Origin of the sequence: Methanospirillum hungatei JF-1 (assembly GCF_000013445.1) — an archaeon.
Classification (GTDB): domain Archaea; phylum Halobacteriota; class Methanomicrobia; order Methanomicrobiales; family Methanospirillaceae; genus Methanospirillum; species Methanospirillum hungatei.
This window is the reverse complement of the sequence record NC_007796.1, coordinates 2,989,727-3,014,813: the sequence shown is the minus strand read 5'-3', so window position 1 is coordinate 3,014,813 and position 25,087 is coordinate 2,989,727. Positions and strand designations below refer to the sequence as shown.

Below are 25,087 nucleotides of genomic sequence, written 5' to 3'. Positions count from 1 at the left end.
AAAACGTTCCATGCGTTTTATTTCATGAAACATGGGATAAAGGAGGGTATCTCCCATGTATGGTGATAGAGATCCCGAGGAATTTGGGGATGGTGTTTAGTAAAGGGTCGGGACGGTACCAGGTCTGTACATCTCACTCTCTGAAGGTCCTTCAAATCCTCCGACACTTTTTACCTGAAGATTGTGTGATCGTGCTTCAGCGATGAGGTTCTTTGATTCCTTGCTGATTCCGTTTGAGAGGACAAGCAGGTGAGTTCCATATTCTGCCATCTCTGAATCACGGATGAAGGTTGCAGCATTGATATGGCTCTGGAAGTCAGGGGTGAACTCCTTGAACTTAATGCCGTGTTCTTCTGCATACTGTCTGGTATAGGTGTCAACACCTTTGGATCCACCTGATACAATCTCGTCAACTCCGCCAATTTCAGAGATATACTTGCTGATTTCTGCATATACGAGGTCTTTTCTTTCGCAGGTCCGAAGGCCGGTTACAATGAGTTTCTTCATGATCATTCTCTCCTGGTTCATGTGGCATCAGCACCGATGCACATGTGAACAAACATCCTTGCATTTGTGGTTAAAAATAGGTATCTTATCTAAACTCCATAAAAAATACTTTTATATATTAAATTAAAACGTAAAATAAAATCCTGCAATTCTCTCTTCCCGAATATCTCTTGGTTCCATTTTCTTCTTTAGATTATTCATAATCCGATATTCTCTCTCAGGAGTAATCATGATATGCGAAAAAAAGGGTGGGACAGTCAGTCAACAGAAACAAAAGACATGAGAGGAGGGTCTCATGCATCCGGGTATGTATTTGGAGGGACGGAGGAGATACCGTATGGCATTAATAGAATGTTCCCGGATATGCACCGGCATACCCGCTTTCATGTCCGGGCATTCCTTTAAAGACGCCGATTGTTTTGATAGTGAGGCGGTTTCTTCTGGCCTCTTCGATAAGGTTTAAAGATTCTTTGCTGATTCCGTTTGAGAGGACAAGCAGATGAGTGCCATACTCAACCATTCGGGCATCCCGGATAAAACTGGCTGCATTGATATGACTCTGCCAGTCTGGAAGGAACTCAACATACTTAATTCCATTCTCCTGTGCATATTCTTTGGCAAAGAGGTCCACACCTTCTGAACCACCGGACACGATCTCATCGACGCCTCCTATCTCCATAATATATTTCGAGATTTCAGCTTCGACGATGTCCTTTCGGTCACAGGTCCGAAGTCCTGAAACGATGAGTCTTTTCATGGCTTCTCTCCTTTGTTCGCCGTGTCACCAGCACCATGATGCCACGGGTGAACATACTTCCTTTGGTGTAAAATTATTTGAAAAAGGTTTAATTGGAGTCCTTTAGGGTTATCTATATATTCTATGCATTTCTTATACAGAAAAGGCATGACTCCATGCATTACATTCCCCTGAAATCTCCCAGTTGGATGATCATGATCAGAGAGGATTCGTCATGGCGCAGTGATCAGAGCTGACTGACAGACTGCGTATGATACTCGAGATCAGAAAATCATGAGAAATCTCTCAATGAGCTCTCGCTCAGTATGATATTCAAGCTTAATAAAATCCCTTTGGTTCAGTAGTATTGATTACTCTCTGATTTTTGATATGCACAATTGCATTTCGTATACGCATGGCGTATGCTTAATAACCGGTTCTCACAAGAGTTGTGAGTAGGGAGGTCGGGAACAATCATGCGGACAGTTTTCCTGTGTGCTGTTCGTCCTGGTTCTCCCATAGGTGATAGTTATGCCCGAAACGCATTATAAACGTCTTGTATCCTGCGACAAAGCAGAAAAATGCTCCGTAGCGCTTGATCTTGCAAAGATCGGAAAACCAGCATATCAATATATTGTCCAGTCACTTGCAGATGAGAATGAATGGGTCCGAATGTTCATGGCCGAAGCACTTGGAAACATAGGTGATGCCCAGGCACTCCCAAACCTGCTTCCACTTCTGAAAGATGAGGACCAGATGGTTCGGTTCATGGCAGCAGAGTCCCTTGGAAATCTTGGTTCAAAAGATGCTATTCCTTATCTTGAAGAAGTGTGCAGAGAGGATAATTGCTTTGTCCGTGTCAGTGCAGAAGAAGCAATTGAAAAGATCCTGAAATAAAAACCCTCAAAATGCAGAGTCATCCTGAATAATTTTCCCTCTTTTCCCCTTTTTTTTTATTCCGGATTTTCTGAATAAATCAGAATACCCGTACGGGCCAGTATGTCAGGTCCGTGCAGGTATTGAACTCCTCCTCATCTCAACTATGTTCTGCATTCCTATCCAGTGTGCTCTATTGGTTCTATCTATCGCCTTTCTATCGGTCAGGTACACAAATTATCCGGTTCTGGTTTTATCAGGATGATTACTCACGGCCGTCCGTTCCCATGCAAAGTCCCCAGTATGTGGTACTGAAAGCAGTAGTCCTGATCAGCGGCATGGATGGTATAGGTCTTCCTGATTACCATTCCCGGCACAATCGTCTCGATGTACTCGTACATGGAGGGGGGAATCATCCGGAAGAAACATTGCATGAGATTTTTTCCGATGTAATTTCGTTCATCAGCTGATTCCAGATAGGAGAATTCCTGATTGTAGTATGATATACCAAGGTATTCATCAAGAATGAGAACAGCATCAGAAATTCTCTCCTTCATCGCAGGATTTTGTTCTCCCAGGACACCGGAAGGAGGCGATTTCTGACTCAATAAGGGGCCGGATGACGGATGAATGGATATTCTTTCTTCCGCACATACGGGCACTGGCAAGCTGGACATATGATAGTATCATGTCTCACAAGATGTAATGATCTGTGAAGCAGGACTCCAGTACACGTATTTATATATGGTATACTCGGGTTTTCATGTCTGTCATACCGCATCCTGGATGTGACATATTTCCTGATGACTGATTCTGATGGAGGTTGTGATCTGTGATGTACCAATCCTGGATATGGGAGAAGTTGAACTTTTTTGATTACCTATGGATAAAAATCATCTCATGGTATTTTCTTTCTGAAGAGAATATGCATATTCGCATTTCGTATTCGCATGGCGTAGGTTTATGCCGGTCTGAATGAGAATGGAACAGTGTAGGAGTGTTATGTCCGGATGGTCACTATCGATCGTATGGATACCTCTTACAAGGTGTAAGCATGCCTGAAACCCACTATATGAAACTCTTGTCCAGTACAAACGAAGAAAGATGCACAATCGCCTTGAAACTTGCCAGCATGGGGAAACCGGCATATCAGTATATGATTCAGTCCCTGGTCCATGATAATGAATGGGTCAGGATGTTCATGGCTGAAGCACTCGGAACAATTGGCGATGAAAACGTGGTCCCGCATCTCCTTCCACTCTTAAAGGATGAAGATCAGATGGTGCGGTTCATTGTTGCTGAAGCCCTTGGTAATATCCGGGCCAAAGAGGCAGTACGCCATCTTGAGCAGGTATGCCAGTATGATAATTGTTTTGTCCGCATCGCAGCTGAAGAAGCCCTGGAAAAAATTCGTTCCTGAACCATGGCCACCTGAATGTATGAGTTTAAAACCTACGTATATTCTGAATATTATGATACCAGAACACGGGAAGACTCTCTCCCAAAACCACACACTCCCGTGTTTTATGACTCTTTCAAATTTTCCTTTACTCTGAGCAAAAATGCCCCGGTCTGCCTGAGAAGTGTCTCAACAAGACGTTCGGGACCTGGTGGATTTCCTGCACGTGAAATAAAAAGTACTGATCCCTGGCACTCCTCTTCTAGTCCGATTCCCATACAGTGAACCTCATACTGGCTCAGGTACCTGCCAAGGCATGCGAATGGTGTTCCAGATATCCCCGGATAATCGAAGATGTTCGGGGGCATCGGGGAGAGTAATCCGGGTGAGAGGACCGTCCGGACTCCTACTATACAGGGAAATGACTTTCCGATGAGATTCTCAAAATAATCTGACCATTTTTTGTTTCGCCAGTGAGTTCCCTGTGAGATCACCCTGACGGCCCCTTGTGTCTTTGAAAATGACACAATAATAATGCATGAATGCGGCGCGGTCTTTTTCAGGTAATCACCAAGGTATTGATAGAGCTGGTCGGAATTCTCTATCGCCAGAAGACCGGTTGTGAAGTCCGAGAGGAGCGTTATCTCAAAGATAAGCTCCATTTTCGCTTTTTCCCCCCGAACCTGACTGGTGATATCACGACCGACGGACTGATATTCCACCAGCTCCCCTTCGTCATTAAACAGCCCACGATTTGTCCATTTATGCCATGCAAGTGTCATGTCAGGCATAATGACCGGGTTTTCAGTAGTAACAATCGGGTTATTGACGGTGATATCAGCAAACTGCGATCGTACCCGCTTCATATCCCTGGGTGGTATGGGCGGAGTGAATTTCTTCCCGATGATATCATCCTTGTCAACACCGAATGCACGGCAGTATGCCTGATTAGCAAAAATGACGGTCCTGTCCGGGAGATAACGGATAATAAACTCTGTCTGGTCTTCAACTACGGCCCGGTAGAGTTTTTCACTGGATTTCAGGCGCTCCTGACAGAGTCTTTTCTTTGTAATATCTTCATAAAAAAGAGTTATCCCGTGTATGCCGCCATGCAGGACGGTTCCGATCATCTTTACATTAAAAATCCTGATATTTGAGTCTGCATTGATGATCAGCTCTTTCTGCAGGGTTATTCCAGGTCCTGCACTTTCAAGCCCGTTTAATATATCATCACTGACCATCTTCAGATTCAGGGTGAAGATCTTCTTTCCGATGATGGTCTCCGGTCCCAACCCTTCCGCTTCAAAGAATGCAGTATTTGCGAAGGTGACAACATTGTATGCATCCAGGATGAGAATGCAGTCAGACGTCACACTAAGCATCTCATACAGTGGCATCCTCTGCGAGAGGAAAAAATGTTTCGCAGGCCCTATCCGGTCAAATTCCACGTCCCCTGATATGACCAGAACGTCGAGATATTTCGCCATGGAGTTTCGGTTGATATTCAATGCACGTGACAATTCAATGACTGTCATCCCACGGGGAGATTGACGTAATAAGTGCTTGACACGTTCGAGCTCTGGTGAATACCGGTCCATGGATAATGAGTATAGTGTGGTTATTGACGCCTATTTAGTAATATGCCTTGCATAAGCAGGCTTATAAAAATGTTATGATTTTGTGCTGGCTTTGCGAATCAGGGCTGCAGGATCAGAGGGTTACTTCCTGAAACTTTTTCCCTGGAACACCACAGATAGGACAAGCACCAGGAGCTGATTCCAGCACAACATTGCCACAGACGGGGCAGAGGAATATCTTGGAAACTTCCAGATCCTTTCCTGCCTTTACTGCTGCACGTGCCTTTTCATAAAGTCCTGCATGGACCTGTTCTGCCTTCATGGCAAAGGTGAATGACCTTGTGGCATCCTCATTTCCCTCTGCCTGGGACTGCTTGATAAACTCAGGGTACATATGGGTAAATTCTTCAGTCTCACCTTCAATTGCTGCGGACAGGTTCTCCAGGGTTCCAGGGATTCCATATACCTGCAGGTGGCGGCGTGCATGTATCTCTTCTGCAAGTGATGCAGCCTTAAAGAGTGTTGCAACTTTTGTAAACCCTTCTTCGGCTGCCTTATCTGAAAATGACGCATATTTTCTGTTTGCCTGGGACTCCCCTGCAAACCCTTCCATTAGGTTATCTTTGGTTGCCATACTGATAAGATCGAGATCCATGTGGATAAGTGTTTCGAGAGGATCGGATCAGTAATCTCATCATTCACTCCGGATAACAAATGAGGGCACAGATATGCCTGCCAAGCGGATAACTGATATTGATCCCCTTGACCGCCCCAGGGAGAAGATTGAAAAGAAAGGGGCATCTGCCCTGAAAGATAGTGAACTAATCGCAGCAATCCTGGGAAAAGGAACGAAAAATAATGATATCCTCACCATCTCCAGCCAGGTTGCGGATCTTCTAAAGAAAGACAACCTTCCGTCCTATGATACACTTCTTAGGATAAATGGCATTGGACCGACAAAAGCAGCGGTGCTCATGGCCTGTTTCGAACTTGCCAACCGGTACGGGACCCCTGCAGAAAAGGAACGGATCCGGATAACCGAGCCGGATCATATCCTGAAGATATCTGAGGTGACTGACCTTTCCGGAAAATCACAGGAACATTTCCTCGTTACCACCCTGAATGGCGCTTCAGAAGTTATTTGCACCCGTACCATTACAATGGGACTATTAAATCACAGCCTTGTCCATCCACGGGAAGTCTTTGCCGATGCGATAACCGACAGGGCGGCTGCGATCATCTGCATCCACAACCATCCCTCCGGAAACCCTGAACCAAGTTCTGAAGATATCACGGTGACCAGGCAACTCTCAGAGGCCGGGAAGATTCTTGGCATCAGCCTTCTTGATCACCTGATCTATACCAAAGGGAAGGTCACCTCCCTTCGCAGTCTTGGATACCTCTGATCATGAATGTTTGGTCAGGGCTGACCCAAGGGCAAATCCTTTATCATATGCCTCTTTCAGCAGGTCCGGGAACCGGTCCAGATCCACCTTATTATCCATATCTTTTATGAGCAACTCATCTGCAAGTCTACAGTCAAGGATATCACAAAATGCCTGAGTGGAGATCTTTATTCCGTCAAAGTTATTGGGCAGGTTCATGCCTGATATTGATAACAGCAGGGTCTTTCTGGTTTTGCGCTTCTCTGCTGGGATCAGGGGTGCCTTTCGTTCATATTTTGCGCAATAAAAAACCTGGCACCGGTCCATGAATGATTTCAGGTGGCCGGGAACTCCCATGGTCATGACCGGTGTGGCGATGATGAGGCTGTCCATGTTTTTGAGTAATGGATATATAGGGATCATATCATCTTCCATGATGCAGGAGGACTGTTCCTTACAGTAATACATCTCCCTGCATGATGAGAACTCAAGGGACGGTACATCAATGAGGGTCACCTCGCATCCTGCCTTTTCAGCACCGGCTATTGCCTGTTTTAAAAGTTTTGCCGTATTTCCTTCCGGAAGAGGACTTCCCAGAAGCGCAAGGATTTGTGGTTTCATACTATACTGTTCACATCATCATTCTTTAATTCATTGTCTTTCCTATCAGGTTCATTTCATGATCCAGTGAAAATTGCCGGTATTATATCCTGAATCGAGTCTATTTTGGCATGTACGGATTCGAATCAGTTATAAAGATCAAGGATGATTACTGATATGGTGACAACCGTGACCGAAGCAAAAAAGGTCAAGGCTGGCGAAAAGGTCGGCCCGGGAAAATACGTATGTATTGATTGTGGTAAAGCACTTGAATTTACCGAGGCAGAACAGGATTTACGGAAATGTCCTGCCTGTGCCTGTGAGATGTATGACTGCTTCCCCATGACTCACATCCGTTCAGATGTGAAGACCCCTGAGGATGCAATCAATCCACCAAAACGGTAATTTTCTTTTTTTAGCCCGGCTTTATGCCACGTATCGCCTGATGAACATATTCTTTCGGAGGAGATTTCAATGGTAAATGTATCAGAAGAAGGACAAGTGTATGAGTGTGAAATCTGTGGAAATGTAGTCAAAGTTCTTGAAGTCGGAGGGGGAGAACTCGTCTGCTGTGGCGAACCGATGGTTCTTCAGGGGTGAGGGACATGTCTTCAGGGATGGATGATCTTGAGAAGAAGATAGGAAAGGTCCCCAAAATCTTTAAGAAACTGGCTGAGACCGACCCTGACATACATGAGATGATTCTCCGCCTGGATCAGTATATCTGGGATGACGGGGCATTGTCCCGAAAGACAAAAAAACTCATCGCGATTGCAATTGCTGCTTCCATGAGGGATCAGCATGCAATCAAGGCCCAGATGGCAGGTGCGAAAAATCTGGGAGTAACCAAGGATGAAGTTGAAGAAGCACTCCGGGTCGCGTATCTCCTGGCCGGAATGCCTGCCTATGTGAATGGAAAGGTAATCGAAGAAGAGATAATGTGATTGTTTATGTGTTATGAAGAAGAGTGCGAATGTGACGGGGTGGGATTTCCCATCCTTGGTGAGCCTGCACCGGATTTTGAAGCGGTAACAACCCATGGAAAATTAAAACTCTCCGACCTGAAGGGGAAATGGGTAGTGCTCTTTTCCCATCCGGCAGACTTTACACCGGTCTGTACTACTGAATTTATTGCATTTTCACAGGCTGAAGCTGAGTTTAAAGCACTCAATGTTCAGCTGATCGGTCTTTCCATCGACAGTGTCCATTCCCACCTGGCATGGGTCATGAATGTCAAGGAAAAGATGGGAGTTGAGATTCCGTTCCCGATTATTGCTGACCTTGATATGAATGTGGCCTCAAAATACGGGATGATCCATCCTGGTCAGAGCTCGACTGCTGCAGTCAGGGCGGTATTCTTCATCGACGACAAGGGTATTTTACGGGCTATGATCTATTATCCCCTCAGCAATGGCCGGTATATTCCCGAGATCATCAGGCTGGTCAAGGCACTTCAGACAACAGATAAGGCTGGCGTTGCTACCCCGGCAAACTGGCAGCCTGGTGAGAAGGTCGTCGTCCCGGCCCCCGCAACCATGGAAGATGCAAAGGTCCGTCTTTCCCAGGGATATGAGTGTAAGGACTGGTATCTCTGCTTTAAAAACCTCTAAAAAATTTTTATGACACCTATCCGAGTGCTCGCCATTGCTGGAAGTCCCCGGCGACATGGCAATTCTGAGATACTCCTTGACTGGATTCTTGATGAGATGGGACAGGACCCGGATGTTCGTGTTACGAAGGTCGTCCTGAGTGATGCAGATATTGCTCCCTGTCGCGGGTGTAATGCCTGTGAAAAACTCAACGCCTGTGTCAATCATGATGGTATGGATCTTCTTCATGACCAGATTCTTGAGGCAGACTGTATCATCCTGTCCGCACCCATCTACTGCATGAGCATCTGTGCCCAGGCTAAAGCACTCGTTGATCGGGCACAGGTTTTCAGATCCAGAAAATATGTGCTCAAACTCCCGGTCGTCCCTCCTGAACGGATTGGGAAGCGATGGGGCATATTCATCTCAACCGCAGGTCAAGACTGGGATTATGTGTTTGATGCGGCCATTCCGGTTGTCAAATGTTTCTTTCACGTCATTGAAGTCAAAAACCGTGATCTGTCATACCTGATGATACGGCATGTTGATGAAAAAGGAGCAGTTATGTCACACCCGACTGCAAGAGGAGATGCCTTATCTCTCTCCCGGTCAGTACTAGAGACAATGAAGGAGCGATTGACTTGAAGAAGACGGTCACAGTCATCGGGCTCTCCGGAAGTCCGCGTCGAAGAGGAAATACTGAACAGCTCCTTGACCGGTTTCTGGCAGGAGCTTCAGATGCAGGGGGGATCACCGAAAAGGTGGTTCTTTCCACCCTGGAATACTCATCATGCAAAGGATGCAATGCCTGTCATCAGACTGGCACCTGTATCATGGACGATGCAGTGCGGGAGCTCTATGACCGGATGCTTGCCGCTGACTGTATCATCATCAGTTCACCTATCTATACCATGGGCATTACCGCTGAACTCAAGTCATTTATTGATCGTGCCCATTATATCTGGGTCAGGCATTTTGTCCTTGGTTCTCATATCATCAGTCCAGAGGAGAAAAAGCTCCGCCGTGGGTATTTTCTCTCGACTGCAGGGATGGATCAGGCAGATGTCTTTGATACAGCATATCCGATGATCAGGGCTCTCTTTAATATTCTGGGTTTTACCCATTGTGCTGGGTACCTTGCTTCTAATATGGATGGATATGGTGGCATTACCGGGCACCCGACTGCTCTTGATGATGTATACCGGATCGGGACCAGTGCAGTCACTGGGATAATGGCAGGCAGACCCTGTTTAGAGCTGGCAAGGCGGTGACACGGTCCTCTTCACTTTCACCCTGCGGCCTTCATCCTTTATATGCTTATTCGATGACCTTGGAGTATGGCAGGGGCTGATCTTGCAGGTATCGGGAGGAGATGGCAGGAGAAGATAGCTGCATCACCTGAGTATACCATTGTCCCTCATGATAACATATTCAGGCTTGGTCTGAACCGGTATCCGGTCAGGGAGTCTGTGTTTTTCGAGAACCAGCAGCTGTTATCCAGGCTCTGTCGTGACTATTCTGATGTCTGTCTTGAGGACTGTTTTTCCGGCGAAGAGCGGAGAAATCAGGAGGGGGAGTATTATGTTATCAGTTCCCGGTCTTCTGCACCATGTATCCGGCATGGCAGATCGGATATTCATGCCCTGTTTGATCATGACCTGACGTTGGTGCGGGGGGTTGGTCCTGCAGTATCTGCACGGCTGAGATCGAAGGGTTGTAAAACGCTGCGGGATATGGCACGGATGAGAAAGTACCGTCCATCTGCTCTCAGTGTGCTTGAGGTACTGGAGCAGGAACCGGTTGCTATCTGCCGACTCAGTACAGCACGAAAAGGGGCAGCCCACCCGCTCACGCTTCTGACATCCGGTCTCTTCTCTCCTGAATCATTCCGGTTTGTTGATATCGAGACTCTTGGTATCTTTGGCAGGCCGGTCATTCTGATAGGTCTTGGGTACTTCAGGGGCGGGGAGCTGCAGGTGAAGCAGTATCTTCTTCGTGATATCAGTGAGGAAGCACCGGCCCTCTCTGCATTCATGGAGGAGATCCCTGAAGATGCCGTTCTTGTCAGCTTTAATGGCAGGAGTTTTGATATCCCGTATATTGCGGACCGGCTGGCTTATTACGGGCTCCCTCCACTTCCTGCAATGCCCCATTATGATCTCCTCCACCCCTCACGGCGCCTGTGGAAACATGCTGTCCCGGACTGCAGGCTGGGTACCCTTGAGGCACGGATTCTGGATATCATCAGGGATGAGGATCTCCCTGGTGCCCTTGTACCTGAATGGTACTGCAGGTACATGGAGACGAAGAATCCAGGCCCCCTGGTCCCGATTGTTGAACATAACAGGCAGGATGTGGTAAGTCTGGCCTTCCTTCTTGAGCGTCTTGTTTCAGAGTGGTATGAGCGTCTCCGGTTTTCTTGAATTTCTCCTGGAGAACCGGCGGTACTCTGAATATATTGCACATATCCAGAGAATCCCAGGGAAGGATGCTGCCCGGTCTCCGGCTCCGGTTGTCCTCCCCGCCCGTGTAAAAGACTGGCTGGAGAAGGAAAAAATAACGCTGTACTCCCACCAGGCTGAAGCAATAGAGGCAATTGCAGCCGGTGAGGATGTTATCCTCTGTACTCCGACAGCATCAGGAAAAACCCTCTCCTTTCTGCTGCCATTCCTCACCATACGCCAGGAGGTTCGGGATGCAACCGCCCTTGCCATCTATCCGGCAAAAGCCCTAACCCGTGACCAGCAGAAGACGATGCAGGAACTGGAAAAGGCAACCGGAATGCCTATTCAGCCGGCTATCTATGATGGAGATACCCCCCAGCATGACCGGCCTCTTATCAGATCACAGGCAGGACTTATCCTCACAAATCCCTATGAACTCCATCAGATTCTCCCTTGGCACCGGCAGTGGTCCTCCTTCTTTTCACGGCTCAGATACATAATCCTGGATGAAGCCCACCAGTATAGGGGGGTGTTTGGGAGCAGTATGTCTGTTCTCATAAGAAGACTGCTTCGGATCTGTGATCATTATGGCTCATCACCACAGTTTTTCCTCTCATCGGCAACGCTTGCAAACCCTGCTGATTTTGCCCGGAATCTGACCGGACGGGAGATGACGATCATCGACAGAAGTGGTGCACCTACCGGAGATCGGTTTTTTATTCTGTATAATCCATATCAGGAGATGGTCCAGCCCAGGTCGGTTTATTCGGAAAGCGCTGAGATCCTCTCTCTTCTGGTTGAAGCCGGCCTGCAGTCCCTCTGTTTCACCGGGTCACGCCGGATGACTGAACTGGTATCAGTCTGGGCGAAAAACCACCTTCACAAAAAGTCTCCTGACAAGGTGAACAGCATTGCCGCATACCGGGCCGGGTACCTCCCTAAAGAGCGGCAGGAACTTGAAAGAAATCTGAAAGCAGGGGTGATGCGGGGGATTGTATCAACAAATGCGCTGGAACTCGGGATTGATATTGGGTCTCTTGATGCCGTGGTAATGACCGGGTATCCGGGGACCATGATGTCAGTCTGGCAGCAGGCAGGACGGGCCGGCCGGTCGGTATCTGATGCCCTTGCCATTCTTATTGCGATGCAAAACCCGCTTGACCAGTTTTTTATGCGGCATCCGGAGGAGTTCTTTGCCCGCCCCCATGAACATGCCATTATCGACACGAAAAACCCCTATATCCTCTCCGGACAGCTCCTCTGCGCCGCTTCTGAACTTCCGGTCAGACCAGTATCTGATATCCGCTGGTTTGGAAAAGGGATTATTGACCATCTTAATGCACTGGGAGAGAATGGCCTTGTTGCAGAGACTCCGCGGGGGTATGTCTACACCGGGAGAAAGCGGGCAAGTGAACTGGTGTCATTGTCCCAGATCAGTGAAGTCTGGACGGTGGAGGTCAGAAACCGGGTTATTGAGACGCTGGATATCAGGCAGGCATGTCGCGAGGCCCATCCTGGTGCGGTCCTTATTCACCAGGGAGAGCGGTATCTGGTAGGCAGCTGGGATTTTGGCCGTCACCGGATCCTTGCGACCCAGGAGGATCCGGGGTATTATACCAGAGTAAACCACCAGACCAGTGTTCAGATCCGTGAGCAGCTGATGAGCCGGGAGATCAGGTCCGGAACACTCTGTCTGGGCAGAGTAGAGGTATCAGAACTCTATCACGGGTATCGCCGGCTTATAGATGAGAGGACCATCTCCACCGAACTGCTCTCCCTTGAACCGATTACCTTTGAGACCATATCGGTCTGGATTGAATTCTCTCTCGAAGGAATGCGGATCTTGTCAGCAGATCGTGATGTCGGCGGTTCTCTCCATGGGGCAGAACATGCTCTTATTGCCATGATGCCCTACCATGTCCTCTGTGACCGGTGGGATCTGGGGGGCCTGTCATCGGCCAGCTCCGGAGAGGTCAGGGGAAAACCGGTCATCTTCATCTATGATGGGTACGAAGGGGGTATCGGTCTTGCGGAACGTGCATATCATATTTATGAAGAGCTCTGTGAGTCGGCGGAGAAGATGGTCAGGGAATGCAGGTGTAAAGACGGGTGTCCGGCCTGTATTTACTCACCGAAATGTGGGAATGATAACCAGCCGCTTGATAAAACAGGGTGTATTGCGCTTCTTCGGCACAGTGCCAGCCAGACCTGACAGGAGAATTATTTCTTCTCTTTTGCCTTCGCCTGTGCTGCCGCTTCCTTTCGTTTCTTGAAATGCTCGGTGATCTTTGTTATATGTGCGATTTTATCCATTTCAGTCCCATAGAGGGCAAACCCCTTTTTATCCACCGAGATTATCTTGTAGAGCTGGCGAATTTCTTCAGGTACCCGCATGCCGGGGATGGATCGCATATGAATGAAGTTTTCAATCTGAACCTGGAAGTTTTTCTTGAGGAGTTCCCGAAGCTCCTGAATATCATTGCGGAGTTTTCTGATATCTTCCTGATTCCAGTGCAGGATCTGCTGCTCTAGTTCTGAAATCCGGTCTATTGCCTCTTTGCTCTTTTCAATATGTTCATCAACGGCCTGTGACAAGGCCAATTCGGCCATCTCAGCGCTATCGATATTCTCATATTGCATGATCATTCCCCTTATTCTGTATACGTGTACCCTGCAGCTAAAATCAATCTTGTTCCTGCTTCCCCTGAAAACCCAGGACCGGCAGGTGATCATACCGGTGAGTTCTCAACAGACTGATAAGTTCAGCGGCGGCACGGGAAACCGGGGGTGTCAGCGGGGTGTCAGGATCTAGGCAGCCGGGCTCTATTCCGATAAAGGTGACGTGTGAATGGGGGGCACACTGCTCAATGAAGAAGGTAAGGGGGAGTTGATGCGTCCCAATCCCATAGTCCCTGATAGAATCGTGCGGAATGATCCGGATGCTACCGGGCAAAAGTCCCATATGAACGGCATCAACGATGACAATTCGTTCTGGTCTGCGTTCTCGTACCGGACGGATAAAATTCTCCGGAACAATGCCTGCATTGATGACAGTCCAGTCCGAATCCAGAAGTGCTTTTGCGATATAAGGGCCAACACCGTCATCCCCGAGGAGGTCATTTCCAATACCAAGGAGCAGATCCACAGCTATGTACCGCTCCCTCCTGACTTCAAATAACCGGTATTGTTTGATAATTATTTTATAAGTTACCGGCCAATTTTCAATCAATGGGCTTAGAAAAACTTGAAGACATCGTTGATATCCCCTATCCGCAACATCCCCACTGTGCCACGGTCCTGGTCCTTGACACATCGGCATCCATGTCAGGCAATAAGATAGCAGAGCTGAACGAGGGCCTTCGCATCCTCACCGATGAATTGAAAGAGGACGATCTTGCGGTAAAACGGATAGATCTTGCCGTGATAACCTTTGGGAAAGGGGTTGAACTGGTCAGGCCCTTCACCGGCATATCGGCATTTGACCCTCCGGAACTCTCTGCCGGCGGGTATACTCCCATGGGTCAGGCTATTCTTGAGGCTGTCCGGCTTGTTGAAGAGCGAAAGGCCGAGTACCGGACCATCGGAACCGATTACTACCGCCCCTGGATATTTTTAATCACCGACGGTCAGCCGACAGATATGCGCAAAGGTGACGAAATCTGGGAGAAGGTTATTGAGGCGGTGCATGGGGGAGAGAGGGATCACAAATTCCTCTTCTGGGCGCTTGGTGTTGACCAGGCCAATATGACGGTGCTCCGTGAGATATCTCCTCCGGGCAGGACCCCGCTCATGCTCAAGGAAGCGAAATGGGCCGAGATGTTCCTCTGGCTTTCAAAGAGTCTCTCCCAGATATCAGACTCCCGGATTGGTGAACAGATATCACTAGAGAACCCGGTTGGTCCTGAAGGCTGGGGAGTAATTCAGCTCTGATATCAATGTCTGCCGGACATGCCAGACCCGGATCGTATTTTGCCTGTGGTGCTTCGGTCGCAGGAACCAGGCATATTCGGGATCAGATACCATGTGAAGATGCCTGGGCCGGTGTCATCCTCCCCGGTGCTCTCATCATCGCGGTTGCTGATGGTCTCTCATCCGCAGAACATGGAGGAAAAGGTGCCGATATTGCCGTATCTTCCAGTGTCAAAAATGCCGCAGATGGATATAAGGCCGGTGAGCCGGACATTGCTGCTCTTATCAGGTCAGCCATGAGTGCCGGGAGGGAGGATATTGATGATCATGCCCTTTCTGAAGGACTGGACATCTCATCCTTCGCAACGACGCTGCTTTTGGCTTTTCTCACCCCGGATGGCGCCTTCTGTGGTCATATCGGGGACGGAGCCTGTGTCACCCTTTCAGAAGGCGAACCATCCCTGCTCTCGGTTCCCGGAACTGCCGAGTATGCCAATGAGACTGCTGTCCTGACCGCACAGAACTGGGAGTCACAATGTCGCATCTCACATCGAGCAGCCGATGCGATCATCTGTGCAACCGACGGATGCCAGGGAGCCCTTATCCGAAGGGAGGATGGCGCCTATATCCCATATAGTCCTTTTGTTGTGCCTCTTGTCAGATCCCTTGGCCAGTACATACATGAAGGCCGGGACCTGAATACCGAGGTTGCCGATCTCCTCTCTTCTTCCCGCATGCGGGCACTCTCATCAGACGACATGACGTTGGCCGTTGGATTCTCCCTGTCTGGTGAGCCCTTCTGATGACCGGGTCGTCCGGATCAGAACCAAAAATCCGGATTGACCGTACCGTAATAGAGGTCTCTCCTCTCTCATCAGGTCCGGTTCGCGAAGAACTGGTCATCATGAACGAGGGAAAGGGACGCCTGTATGGAAATATCCGTTCAGATGCAGACTGGGTTACTGTTCTTGACACAAATCTGAATACCACCTTTATCCAGCGGGTAATTCTTGAGATACGGCCTGAAAGAGCCCCGGCAAGTGGGGAGTCATCGGTTCATATTCTCTCAACCGGTGGAATCGGGCGGGTAAAGATTGAGATCAGAAAAGCCCCAACACCAGTATCAGCGCTTCGGATGGATGAGAAGGTCTTCCAGTTTTGCGGTATTACGAAAGATGAACCAATCTCTTTTTCATTGACGGTCAGAAATGCCGGCTCCGGTTTTTTATCAGGAACCGCAGTTCCGCTCTGTGACTGGATTGAGATACCTGCCCGGGGCATCTGGACACGGACGGTGCAGGTCATCCCGGTCAGAGTTATCACTTCGAAAGCCCCGAAAGCCCGACATCCGATCGGAAGGATTCATGTAAAGACGAATGGCGGGGAGGAGACGGTTGAGGTATCCATTCACCGTTCACAGGAGAAAGGACCGGTTCCCCGGTTTATGCCATCTTCACTTCGCATATCCTGGACTGTCCGGGGTATCATCGAAGAGCGTCTTATCGTGAAGAACACCGGAGCAGGAACCCTTCGGGGAACTATTCCTTCAAAATATCCCTGGATAACCGCAATTCCGTCAATATTCTCCGTCACCGACAGCACCATGGTTACGATCAGAGTGGATACACGCCTGCTACCGGGACATGTTCCAGCATCAGTTCAGCTGGTGATCATCACCAATGTCGGGCCATTCACGCTGAATATCGAGATCTCACGTTCATATCTGGCACAGGAGAAAGCACGGATCCGTCTTCCCAGAATAAAGACCAGATCACGAATGACTGTCCTTGATCAGCATGGTGGTCAGCTGCAGATACTATCATCCGGAAAATCCGGCGGCGAAGGGGAGATATGGTATGTGGAAGGTGATGAAACACGGTGTGTGAAGATATTTCATCCGCACCGAAGCAGTCCTGAGATGGAAGAGAAGATCCGGATCATGCAGAAGAGTCCGATCCGGATTCCTGCCGGTACGGGGATCTGCTGGCCGTCGGGTATCATCCTCTCACAGGCTCCCTCACGGTTTCTTGGATACCTGATGACCCGCCTTGATAGCAGATTTATGCCGGTGCATGCCTGGTATGATAAACCTGACCAGGATTTTTCCTTCTCAATGAAGGCAGCAGCACGACTTGCCAGTCTTGTCCATGCGGTCCATGCATCCGGACACTGTGTTGGCGATCTTCGTGAGAATAATGTTTTTATCAGCACGAGCGGAGAGATATGTCTCATCGATACCGATTCTTTTCAGATAACAGACCCGTCATCCTCACGGACATGGTTCTGCCGGGTCGGGACAGGAGAATACCTGCCTCCCGAACTGATAGACGGATCGTTTGAGAAGCAGGATATTGACCGGCTCTTTGCTGACCGGTTTGCCCTTGCCGTCCTTATCTTCAGGTTCCTGATGCAGGGAGCCCACCCGTACCAGGGACGGGGACCGCTCATCGAGGATGCACCCACCACTCCGGATAAGATTATTCGTGGCCTATTTGCGTATGAAGGAAAGATACCAGGATTGTATCCTCCTGACTATGCCCCGCCCTACGACCGGATTCCGTCATCGGTCCGTGCCCTGTTTCATGAGGCATTTGTGACCGGTCACCAGCACCCGCAGGCCCGTCCCGAACCCTCACGATGGGCACAGGTTCTGGGATTTTCATATGATGGCAGACTTGCTGCAGACCCGAAAGTTCTGATACGGGTGACGGGTTCGGAAATAAAAACAACGCCTGAATCAGTATTGGTACCAACAAAACCGATTGTACCGGACTATATCGACGATGAGGGATGTTCGCTTGATGTCGGAGACAGAATTGTTCGCATTTCTCATGGGGAGATTCGAAAAACCGACCGTGACGGGTTTCAGCTCCTTATCAGCATGAACCGCCTCACTCCTCTGTTATCATGCCCGGTTAGTCAGGTACCGCCATCGGTGATAGTCCCGGAAAAAATGGTCTACCAGAACCAGGGGCCTGAAAAACGGATACATTATCTTATTCCTGATATTGATTTCAGCCGGTACGTTCATTGGCACGAGGCAGCAGATCCTGAAACCCGCACATCGTGGAGAGGAGAAAAGTTTTCATTCAGGTACCGGGTTGCAGCATGCACAAATCTTCTCTCCGCTCTTCTCTCCATGAGTCGGGTGGGACTCTCTCCATTCAGCCTGTCCCCCCGTTCTGTCTTTGTCGGTCCGGACAGTTCAGTTCGGGTTCTTGCAGTATCGCAGGAGCAGGTGAGGACCGATGAAGAAGATAGAAGGTCCCTGCTTTCCGAGATCAGAACCCTTCTCTGTAACATGATGATGGACGGATGTGATCCCGCTCAGGTCTTTAATAGAAGAGCCCGATATCGGTTCTCTGTTCCTTCTCCTGACCGGATTCCGTTTCCGATGAGGAGTATCTTTTCAGGATCGCAGGATTGTTCTGGATCACTTGAAGATATCCTCTCCTGCTGGTTTGAACGGTCTGAACATGCATTCCTCTCCCTCGTTTCCTGCCCGGCTGATCCTGATCACTGGTTCTGTACGTATCCCGGACTTTGTCCATTCTGTTATCCGGATCAGTCTGCACGTCTTCTCCTGGCCCCTCGTCCCCGGTGCTGTATATTACCGACAAGAGTTGTGTTTCTGCTGTCAGCACCAGTACATACGGTCAGGCATCTGAAACGAAGACGGGTACAGCGGGACCGGATAGTGATCCCGGTTATTCCTCTTCCATTCTGCATGACCTTCCCGCTCCGGATATCTGCCAGATTCATACCAATTCTTGCAGCCCGGAATGGTGATATGGTATTGCTGCCGGTGTGTTATACACGCTCACTTCCGATATGTATTCCCTGGATGACTACCGCTCTTGTCATCATTCCTCCGTTATTTTCACTTGAGGCACTTATCCTGAAGAGGTTTGATATCTCGCTCATTGATGAGATGCGATGGGTATCCTCACTGGAACAGATGAAAGGGAACTTCTTCCCACGGCTGGTTCGTGTAAAGAGGGTACGGCGTCAATATGTGAGAAAAACCATATCCGTCATGTTGTTTCCCGGATTTTTTGAAAAACCAGCGAAAATTGCTCCATCAAAAGGAAAGAAAGGAAAGAAGGGAAAGACAAAGGGACATCTCTCAAAAAAATTAGCTGAATTCATCGAGGAATTTTTCGGATAAAAATTTTTGGTAGAGATGAGTGAAGATATTTCTATCTCATTCCTGCTCAATACCGCTATCTACCCGGTTGATTCTTCCACCGGTCTGTTCATGAATTGGTGACGGAATATACGTGAGATAGGCAATAAATTCGTCGACATCAAGTGCTCCATATCCAACAAGTGTCCCTTCTTTCATAATGGTATATCCGTCTCCTCCATGGGCAAGGAAGTCTATTGTCGCAACCGTGTAATATGCGTTCATATCCATCTCCTCTCCGTCAATGGTGATATTGACTACCCGGTCTGATGGATCCCTGGATTCATCATAGAAATAGGAAAACCCGGATATCTGCAGAAGATGGTCAGGCTTTACCGTACGGGTCCACTGTTGATTGAGCAGGTCTTTGATCTGCTGCCCGGTCATTTGTACTGAGTAGATCTGGTCATGGAATGGCATGACTGAGTAGGCATCGCCGGTTGTTATCTCACCAGCATCGATGTCTGCACGAAGATATCCGATATTCAGGATGCTAATGTTTGTCTTCATATCCCATCGGAATGCATCGGTTGCGATATCGTAGAGCAGTGATTCTCCATTCTCATCCGGATTCCTGGTAAGGGGGATGTCTGTTGTCGCAATAACTTCACTAATAAGAGGTGCAATGGTGCTGTTTACTGCATCGAGCAATTCCTGGGAGTTTTCATCCGGCGTAAATCCTGCCCCCTGGTCAGCATATGCGGTGACAATGGTTGCCGTCTTGTTCACAATATCCTTCATTTCTGGGTCCAACTCAAGGGTTACATCAGCATAGGCCGAGCTATATGAATATGCCTGCGTAACAAGGGTCGGTTTCCCGCCGGCATTTGGCACGTACTGGTTGGTGAATTGATGAGAATGGGCTGATAAGACCACGTCGACATCCTCATCCAGTCTCATCACAATCGACGTAACCCTGCCTGAGAGATCCCCGGTCTCCTGTGTCGGACCATCATAGGGTGTCTGGCTTCCTCCTTCATGAAGGAGAACGACAAATGCATGAATACCCTGTTCCTGAAGCACCTTCACCTGGGCATTGATGGCATCTGCTTCATCGGTGAAGGCGACTTGTTCGACATTTCCAGGTTCAGATATCTCACCGGTTAGCTCCGTGACAGCCCCGATGAAGGCGACCGGGACGCCCTCTATGTCCTCTATTACATATGGCTCAAGGAAGAGGTTGTCTGTTCCATTCCAGAAGATATTTGCAGCAATGACCGGCCAGAGTGCTCCGGGATAGGGATCTACAAGGTGCGTAATGTTCGTCCCATCATTGCCTCCGTTTATGAGCCGCTGTAATTCGGAGAGGTTGCGATCAAATTCATGGTTGCCAAGGGTTCCAATGACTCTGACTCCCGTTGTCTCTGTTGTGTCTGGTTTCTTCCAGTCGCCGGTTACAAACCGGTTCATAAAGAGTATTGCCGGTTCATCGAGAAGCAGATTTGATTCTGCCGGCGATGCTCCGGTCATGTCACCAGGAAGGGCAATTATGGTGGTATTTGTTCCGTAGGTATCGATTGCATCAGAGAGATATCCAGCAAGAACCGGGATACTCCCTGCCGGAGATCCATTCATCTTCTGTCCAGGGCCGAGTTGTCCGTGAAAGTCGTTTACTGCAAGGATGTGAAATTTTACAGGCCCGAATGCCTGGTCATCAGCGGCGGTCGGGATGAAAAAAAAGCTAATGAGATACAGGATGGCGAGAATGCCTGCAATCCGAAGGGTGTGATGTGGGGGAACGGGCATGATTGGATACCGTTGCATGAGAGATCCTCTGCAGGAGAGGATATGAATGTATAGGTTATGTACCACAGGGTTTTATGGTTCATTGACATATATTACCAGAAGATCGATATCGAATTCAGAAATCGGGGGAGTCAGGTGAAACGCCCTATCCCGTATGGAATCATGAACTATGCAGAACTGGTCAGGGATAATGCGTATTTTGTAGACAAGACCCGGTTTATCGCGAAACTTGAGGAGATTCACAACCCGGTTTTTCTCAGGCCACGTCGGTTTGGAAAATCCCTTTTCTGTTCAATGCTTCACTATTACTATGATCGTGCACAAGAAAAGAGATTTGAGGAACTCTTTGGTCATACCTGGATAGGGAAAAACCCAACCGCACGTCATAACCAGTTTATCGTTTTCAAAGGGGATTTTTCAGAGATTGGCGTTCATCAGCAGATTACAGAGTCCGGGACAAAAATCGGGTATTCATCCGTAAAGCGAATCGTCCATATGGCAAGAGAGGCGTCTATGGATCACGAATCCGGGTAATGATTCGATTATTGAATTCAGTATAGGGGCTGAATTACTTCTCCTGATATCGTGCGATATAGGCATGTGTCGATTCAATAGATTCAAGAAGTATCGGAGTTGTATCCAGCAGATCATGAAATAATTGAATAATCTCGCTATGCTGGTATTCATGCACGATGGTATTTCTGATCTCCCTGATTGTCCGTACATCATGTGCAGATTCAATATAACCCATCTTTTCTGCCCGGTTAATCCGGTCCAGAACACTCCCGCCTGGCTCAAGTTCCACCACCCCAATCGTTCGAAACATCTGCTGGATGAGAATATCACTCGAACGGGCAAATCTGCTACTCAACGCTTCGAATGCGTCCATCTCTTCAATGGAGTATGCTGATTTTTTCCCAATTCCTGAGCATATCTGATATGAATGCAAGAGCCATTCTTTGCTCTCCTGCAGGTACGTATCTGTCTGAATAAGAAGATCAAGAGCATCAGTCTGGTTCATAGTTCAATTCCCTCTCTCATGGCAATTCGTGCGAAGGGAGTTTTTGGTTCTGGTTCAATAAGGATATCGATCTTTTGTTCGCCCAGATTATCTTCAAGTGCGATTCGGATATTACGTTTTTCAATTCCTGAAATTTTGTTTGAAATGATGAAGAGGTCTATATCCCCTCCTTTCTGAGAATCATCTGTCCTTGAACCAAAAAGGATAACCCGGGCGGAGGGATCAAACGAATATATCGTTTTTTTAATGAGCGATACCTCACCTTCGGATAATCTCATCTCAATATATATTACCGTTTGATCGTATTGTTTTTTCTCTAAATCGATAAAACAGGGGAGAAGGTCAGATATAATTATCCATGTGTGGAAGGTAATTTATCCAAATCGTATCCAAAGGGCAATCCATTCTTTCACGACAGAAAGAAGGACTTTTTTACACTCTTTAAGTGAATCACCTGTTGACCAGAAACCGGGTAATGAAGGTATTTCACCATAATATGGTTCTTTCTCTTCAATACCTTCGAATTTTGCTGTGGATAATGCAGCCGTAATGTAATCATTCACCAGAATTTATCTGAAATTTTCTGAATTATTCGGGATTTACCCGGACATTCATCCAGTCATGCGGGTAAAAAATCAGGTCCCAGAAGCACTTAATATTTTATCAGGGAAAATATGTGAGCTATCTCATACCGTACCTGAAATAACTCGGATAATATATGCAGTTTTCACTCTATGCCGGCCTTCTTCTCCTATCCTCTCTGATATCAGTTGCCCTGGCTGGTTATGCATCTCATCGCCCATCTGACAAGGTCATGCGGGCATTTTTGTATCTTATGATCGGTGTCTTCTGCTGGTCATGCACCTCTTTCTTTGAAGCGATCTCAACCTCGATTGGGTATAAATTATTCTGGTCGGTAGTATCGGTGATCGACCTGGTAGTGCCGGTCCTCTTTCTTTATTTTGTCCTTCAGTTCACCCGGAATGGAGACCGGATTCCAAAGAAGGCCGTATATCTTCTATTGATCATTCCGGTAATCAGTTTCATTCTTTCTGCAACCTTCCCAATTCATGGTCTCGTCTGGCCTAAGATTTACCTTGTCGATACTATTCTGGCCGGGTTCTCTCTCTTTTATGTTCATGGGGCCTGGTACTGGGTGGAGATCATCTATAGTCTCCTGCTGTATTTTGCCGCTGCCGGTGTGCTGCTTCATGCTGTGATACGGTCAGCCCCGGTATATGCCGTTCAGATGTGGCTGGTATTTGTCAGTTCGCTCTTTCCTGTCATCTCAAGTCTGCTCTATGCGTTTGCCTCACCAATATTCTTTGGAATTGATTTTACTCCCATATCATTTACCCTGACCGGCCTGGTCCTCATCTATGCAATTACCCGGCACCTGCTCTTTGATCTGATTCCGATTGCTCATGAGCAGATCATCATGGATATGCAGGAAGGGGTGATTGTGATCGATGAACAGGACCGGATAGTGGAATTGAATCCTGCTGCTATGCTCCTCCTCCCGGTGACTTCCGGTGTTGTGGGAAAGCATGTCTCATATCTCTCACCCCTCTTTCCTGATTGTGGAGATGAATGGTCGTCTTGTTCAGATGGGAGAAACCGGCTGTCCCATATTGGTGACCGGTGGATTGAGTTTCGGGTTTCCCCGGTGAACCGGAAGAGAATGCCTGAAAAAGGGTGTGGACGGCTCCTTCTCTGTATCGATGTTACCGACCGGGAACGATCAAAGCAGGAACTTTCTGCCAGGAATGAAGAACTGGAAAAGATGAACCTTGATCTTGCCCATGAGGTTTCTGAACGCCGGCTTGCGGAAACGAGTCTTCGTCTGGCAAATAAGAAACTGAATCTTCTCACGAGTATCACTAGGCATGATGTCCTGAACTGGGTGACGGTCGTGAATGGCTATGCCCGGATTCTTCAGGAGTCAGGAGATGAGCCGGATACTGAATCGCTTGATAAAATAGTGCATGCCGGAGATACAATCGGGGAGATCATCTCCTTTACCGGGGTGTATGAGGATATGGGGACCGAAGCACCAAAGTGGATATCGGTCGAATCGGTGTTTGAAGAGCCTGATATTGCCCGTCTTCTTGCACCGATTTTATTTTCTCTTGAGGTTTCAGGGCTCATGGTGTATGCTGACCTGATGTTCTCCCGGGTGTTTTACAATCTTCTTGATAATTCCTTCCGACATGGGGATGGGGTGACAAACGTCCGGGTGTCCGGATATCCTGCCGGTCTGGAGTATTGTCTGGTATATGAAGATAATGGGCAGGGAATTCCTGATGATGAGAAGGAGATCGTATTCAGCCAGGGACATGGGAAGAATTCAGGTCTTGGGTTATTTTTGATCCGGGAGGTTCTGGATATTACCGGGATTCGGATCAGGGAATGCGGGGTATATGGGAAGGGTGTCAGGTTTGAGATGGTAATTCCGGAGGGGGGATATCGATTGTCATAACTTCATATACTTCTCTGGTGACAATTAAAAATTCTTGGGTTAAATTGACGGTTTCATGAGAAATTATAAACGGATTAATGAATTAATGGATAATATTAGATTATAATAAAGACGATCCGTGCACATTTTACCGCTTCTGTTTTCGAACCTATTGACAAGATTGATCTCAAGGATGGTACTGATGTTATTCTTTCAATAATTATCAACGAACCTGAAAAATCAGAAGATCTCTGGGCAGTATTAGATAAGTATACCGGGATCATAGAGGGCCCTCCTGATTGGTCATCAGAGCATGATCATTATATCCATGGAACTTCTAAAAAAGGACAGCTAAATAAGGAGTAATCAGGGTTGTATAGTTTTAAAAAATTATTTGATATTTGCAGACACTTTTTTAAGTAGGAAGGTTTTTCCAATTACTTCTTGAGTATAATTCATCCAATTATTGATTCAGAGATGAATGCTATCTTTTTTACCCGAATTAATAGTAAGCGTCAGGTTTTTGCCAATTACATTCCGATAAGTATTGATCGTTGTTCGCTGTGGTTATTCGACTCGGACATGGGAACATGATGATGGAGGTTCGGATATCCGGCTGATAATGAGTATTGTCGGGTATATGAGGAAAATGGG

General features: G+C 47.8%; 29 protein-coding genes. 17 read left to right on the top strand and 12 right to left on the bottom strand.

The features are described 5' to 3' along the window. Positions 1-96 precede the first annotated feature (96 nt). Positions 97-507 carry a DUF2493 domain-containing protein gene (locus tag MHUN_RS14335; RefSeq protein WP_011449697.1) on the bottom strand — a complete coding sequence of 137 codons (411 nt, stop codon included), beginning with the start codon at positions 505-507 and terminating at the stop codon, positions 97-99. A 343-nt stretch (positions 508-850) separates the two neighbouring features. After that, entirely contained in the window at positions 851-1,264 is a 414-nt protein-coding gene (locus tag MHUN_RS14330) for a DUF2493 domain-containing protein (protein WP_011449696.1), read from the bottom strand. 510 nt (positions 1,265-1,774) lie between these two features. Here MHUN_RS14330 and MHUN_RS14325 point away from each other — a divergent pair. After that, positions 1,775-2,140, top strand: coding sequence for a HEAT repeat domain-containing protein (locus tag MHUN_RS14325; RefSeq protein ID WP_011449695.1), 366 nt, complete (start codon positions 1,775-1,777; stop codon positions 2,138-2,140). Positions 2,141-2,388: 248 nt separating this feature from the next. Here the strand turns inward: MHUN_RS14325 and MHUN_RS14320 are convergent, their stop codons facing one another. After that, positions 2,389-2,796 (bottom strand): hypothetical protein, encoded by a 408-nt coding sequence (locus MHUN_RS14320; protein ID WP_011449694.1) that lies wholly within the window; start codon positions 2,794-2,796, stop codon positions 2,389-2,391. 377 nt (positions 2,797-3,173) lie between these two features. Between MHUN_RS14320 and MHUN_RS14315 the strand changes: the two genes are divergently transcribed. Further along, positions 3,174-3,539 carry a HEAT repeat domain-containing protein gene (locus MHUN_RS14315; RefSeq protein WP_011449693.1) on the top strand — a complete coding sequence of 122 codons (366 nt, stop codon included), beginning with the start codon at positions 3,174-3,176 and terminating at the stop codon, positions 3,537-3,539. Between the two features lie 104 nt (positions 3,540-3,643). Here MHUN_RS14315 and MHUN_RS14310 read toward each other — a convergent pair whose 3' ends face one another. Both MHUN_RS14310 and MHUN_RS14305 read right to left on the bottom strand, forming a co-directional pair. Next, complete coding sequence (locus tag MHUN_RS14310) at positions 3,644-5,116, bottom strand: PAS domain-containing protein (RefSeq protein ID WP_011449692.1); 1,473 nt, start codon at positions 5,114-5,116, stop codon at positions 3,644-3,646. Positions 5,117-5,228: 112 nt separating this feature from the next. Beyond that, entirely contained in the window at positions 5,229-5,750 is a 522-nt protein-coding gene (locus MHUN_RS14305) for a rubrerythrin family protein (RefSeq protein ID WP_011449691.1), read from the bottom strand. A 73-nt stretch (positions 5,751-5,823) separates the two neighbouring features. Between MHUN_RS14305 and radC the strand changes: the two genes are divergently transcribed. Beyond that, positions 5,824-6,501 (top strand): RadC family protein, encoded by a 678-nt coding sequence (gene radC, locus MHUN_RS14300; protein WP_011449690.1) that lies wholly within the window; start codon positions 5,824-5,826, stop codon positions 6,499-6,501. On the opposite strand, the gene MHUN_RS14295 is transcribed toward radC, so the two are convergent. Continuing rightward, positions 6,502-7,101, bottom strand: a complete 600-nt coding sequence (locus MHUN_RS14295; protein ID WP_011449689.1) for a flavodoxin family protein — start codon at positions 7,099-7,101, stop codon at positions 6,502-6,504. A 144-nt stretch (positions 7,102-7,245) separates the two neighbouring features. Between MHUN_RS14295 and MHUN_RS14290 the strand changes: the two genes are divergently transcribed. The 8 genes from MHUN_RS14290 to MHUN_RS14255 all read left to right on the top strand — a co-directional run bounded on the left by MHUN_RS14290 (position 7,246) and on the right by MHUN_RS14255 (position 13,325). Next, the gene (locus MHUN_RS14290; protein WP_239441536.1) at positions 7,246-7,485 is read left to right on the top strand and encodes a zinc ribbon-containing protein; all 240 of its coding nucleotides are present in this window, start codon (positions 7,246-7,248) and stop codon (positions 7,483-7,485) included. A 69-nt stretch (positions 7,486-7,554) separates the two neighbouring features. Then, positions 7,555-7,680 (top strand): desulfoferrodoxin FeS4 iron-binding domain-containing protein, encoded by a 126-nt coding sequence (locus MHUN_RS14285; RefSeq protein WP_011449687.1) that lies wholly within the window; start codon positions 7,555-7,557, stop codon positions 7,678-7,680. Between the two features lie 5 nt (positions 7,681-7,685). Further along, positions 7,686-8,024, top strand: a complete 339-nt coding sequence (locus tag MHUN_RS14280; protein ID WP_011449686.1) for a carboxymuconolactone decarboxylase family protein — start codon at positions 7,686-7,688, stop codon at positions 8,022-8,024. Between the two features lie 6 nt (positions 8,025-8,030). Beyond that, on the top strand, positions 8,031-8,690 hold the full coding sequence (locus MHUN_RS14275) for a peroxiredoxin (protein ID WP_011449685.1): 660 nt from the start codon (positions 8,031-8,033) through the stop codon (positions 8,688-8,690). 9 nt (positions 8,691-8,699) lie between these two features. Then, positions 8,700-9,314, top strand: coding sequence for a flavodoxin family protein (locus tag MHUN_RS14270; RefSeq protein WP_011449684.1), 615 nt, complete (start codon positions 8,700-8,702; stop codon positions 9,312-9,314). Continuing rightward, the gene (locus MHUN_RS14265; protein WP_011449683.1) at positions 9,311-9,940 is read left to right on the top strand and encodes a flavodoxin family protein; all 630 of its coding nucleotides are present in this window, start codon (positions 9,311-9,313) and stop codon (positions 9,938-9,940) included. The genes MHUN_RS14270 and MHUN_RS14265 overlap by 4 nt, the downstream gene beginning before the upstream one ends. Positions 9,941-10,006: 66 nt before the next feature. Next, positions 10,007-11,092: a ribonuclease H-like domain-containing protein gene (locus tag MHUN_RS14260; protein ID WP_011449682.1), complete on the top strand. Its 1,086-nt coding sequence runs from the start codon at positions 10,007-10,009 to the stop codon at positions 11,090-11,092. Further along, a complete protein-coding gene (locus MHUN_RS14255; protein WP_011449681.1) occupies positions 11,070-13,325 on the top strand; it encodes a DEAD/DEAH box helicase in 2,256 nt (751 codons plus the stop codon). Before MHUN_RS14260 ends, MHUN_RS14255 begins: the two co-directional genes overlap by 23 nt. An 8-nt stretch (positions 13,326-13,333) precedes the next feature. Here MHUN_RS14255 and MHUN_RS14250 read toward each other — a convergent pair whose 3' ends face one another. Continuing rightward, positions 13,334-13,753, bottom strand: a complete 420-nt coding sequence (locus tag MHUN_RS14250; RefSeq protein ID WP_011449680.1) for a hypothetical protein — start codon at positions 13,751-13,753, stop codon at positions 13,334-13,336. A gap of 43 nt (positions 13,754-13,796) precedes the next feature. After that, a complete protein-coding gene (gene hycI, locus MHUN_RS14245) occupies positions 13,797-14,342 on the bottom strand; it encodes a hydrogenase maturation peptidase HycI (protein ID WP_011449679.1) in 546 nt (181 codons plus the stop codon). Between hycI and MHUN_RS14240 the strand changes: the two genes are divergently transcribed. From MHUN_RS14240 to MHUN_RS14230, 3 genes are read left to right on the top strand one after another with little or no spacing between them, the layout of a single operon-like run. After that, a complete protein-coding gene (locus MHUN_RS14240; protein WP_011449678.1) occupies positions 14,342-15,043 on the top strand; it encodes a vWA domain-containing protein in 702 nt (233 codons plus the stop codon). The two genes, hycI and MHUN_RS14240, sit on opposite strands and share 1 nt — an antisense overlap. A gap of 5 nt (positions 15,044-15,048) precedes the next feature. Then, the gene (locus MHUN_RS14235) at positions 15,049-15,825 is read left to right on the top strand and encodes a PP2C family serine/threonine-protein phosphatase (RefSeq protein ID WP_011449677.1); all 777 of its coding nucleotides are present in this window, start codon (positions 15,049-15,051) and stop codon (positions 15,823-15,825) included. Further along, positions 15,825-19,190: a protein kinase gene (locus MHUN_RS14230; protein WP_011449676.1), complete on the top strand. Its 3,366-nt coding sequence runs from the start codon at positions 15,825-15,827 to the stop codon at positions 19,188-19,190. The genes MHUN_RS14235 and MHUN_RS14230 overlap by 1 nt, the downstream gene beginning before the upstream one ends. Before the next feature lie 36 nt (positions 19,191-19,226). On the opposite strand, the gene MHUN_RS14225 is transcribed toward MHUN_RS14230, so the two are convergent. Beyond that, complete coding sequence (locus MHUN_RS14225) at positions 19,227-20,972, bottom strand: bifunctional metallophosphatase/5'-nucleotidase (protein WP_011449675.1); 1,746 nt, start codon at positions 20,970-20,972, stop codon at positions 19,227-19,229. Between the two features lie 117 nt (positions 20,973-21,089). Here MHUN_RS14225 and MHUN_RS14220 point away from each other — a divergent pair, with 117 nt between their 5' ends. Further along, on the top strand, positions 21,090-21,488 hold the full coding sequence (locus MHUN_RS14220) for an AAA family ATPase (RefSeq protein WP_143709523.1): 399 nt from the start codon (positions 21,090-21,092) through the stop codon (positions 21,486-21,488). A gap of 34 nt (positions 21,489-21,522) precedes the next feature. Here the strand turns inward: MHUN_RS14220 and MHUN_RS14215 are convergent, their stop codons facing one another. The 3 genes from MHUN_RS14215 to MHUN_RS14205 form a co-directional block, all read right to left on the bottom strand. Beyond that, entirely contained in the window at positions 21,523-21,975 is a 453-nt protein-coding gene (locus MHUN_RS14215) for a hypothetical protein (protein ID WP_011449673.1), read from the bottom strand. Continuing rightward, the gene (locus MHUN_RS14210) at positions 21,972-22,253 is read right to left on the bottom strand and encodes a nucleotidyltransferase domain-containing protein (protein ID WP_011449672.1); all 282 of its coding nucleotides are present in this window, start codon (positions 22,251-22,253) and stop codon (positions 21,972-21,974) included. Before MHUN_RS14210 ends, MHUN_RS14215 begins: the two co-directional genes overlap by 4 nt. Positions 22,254-22,349: 96 nt before the next feature. Beyond that, on the bottom strand, positions 22,350-22,538 hold the full coding sequence (locus MHUN_RS14205; RefSeq protein ID WP_011449671.1) for a type II toxin-antitoxin system HicB family antitoxin: 189 nt from the start codon (positions 22,536-22,538) through the stop codon (positions 22,350-22,352). A gap of 155 nt (positions 22,539-22,693) precedes the next feature. On the opposite strand from MHUN_RS14205, the gene MHUN_RS17815 reads away from it, so the two are divergent. Next, positions 22,694-24,454, top strand: coding sequence for a histidine kinase N-terminal 7TM domain-containing protein (locus tag MHUN_RS17815; protein ID WP_011449670.1), 1,761 nt, complete (start codon positions 22,694-22,696; stop codon positions 24,452-24,454). A gap of 99 nt (positions 24,455-24,553) precedes the next feature. Further along, positions 24,554-24,799, top strand: coding sequence for an antitoxin family protein (locus MHUN_RS20100; RefSeq protein ID WP_204223088.1), 246 nt, complete (start codon positions 24,554-24,556; stop codon positions 24,797-24,799). The last annotated feature ends 288 nt before the right edge of the window (positions 24,800-25,087 follow it).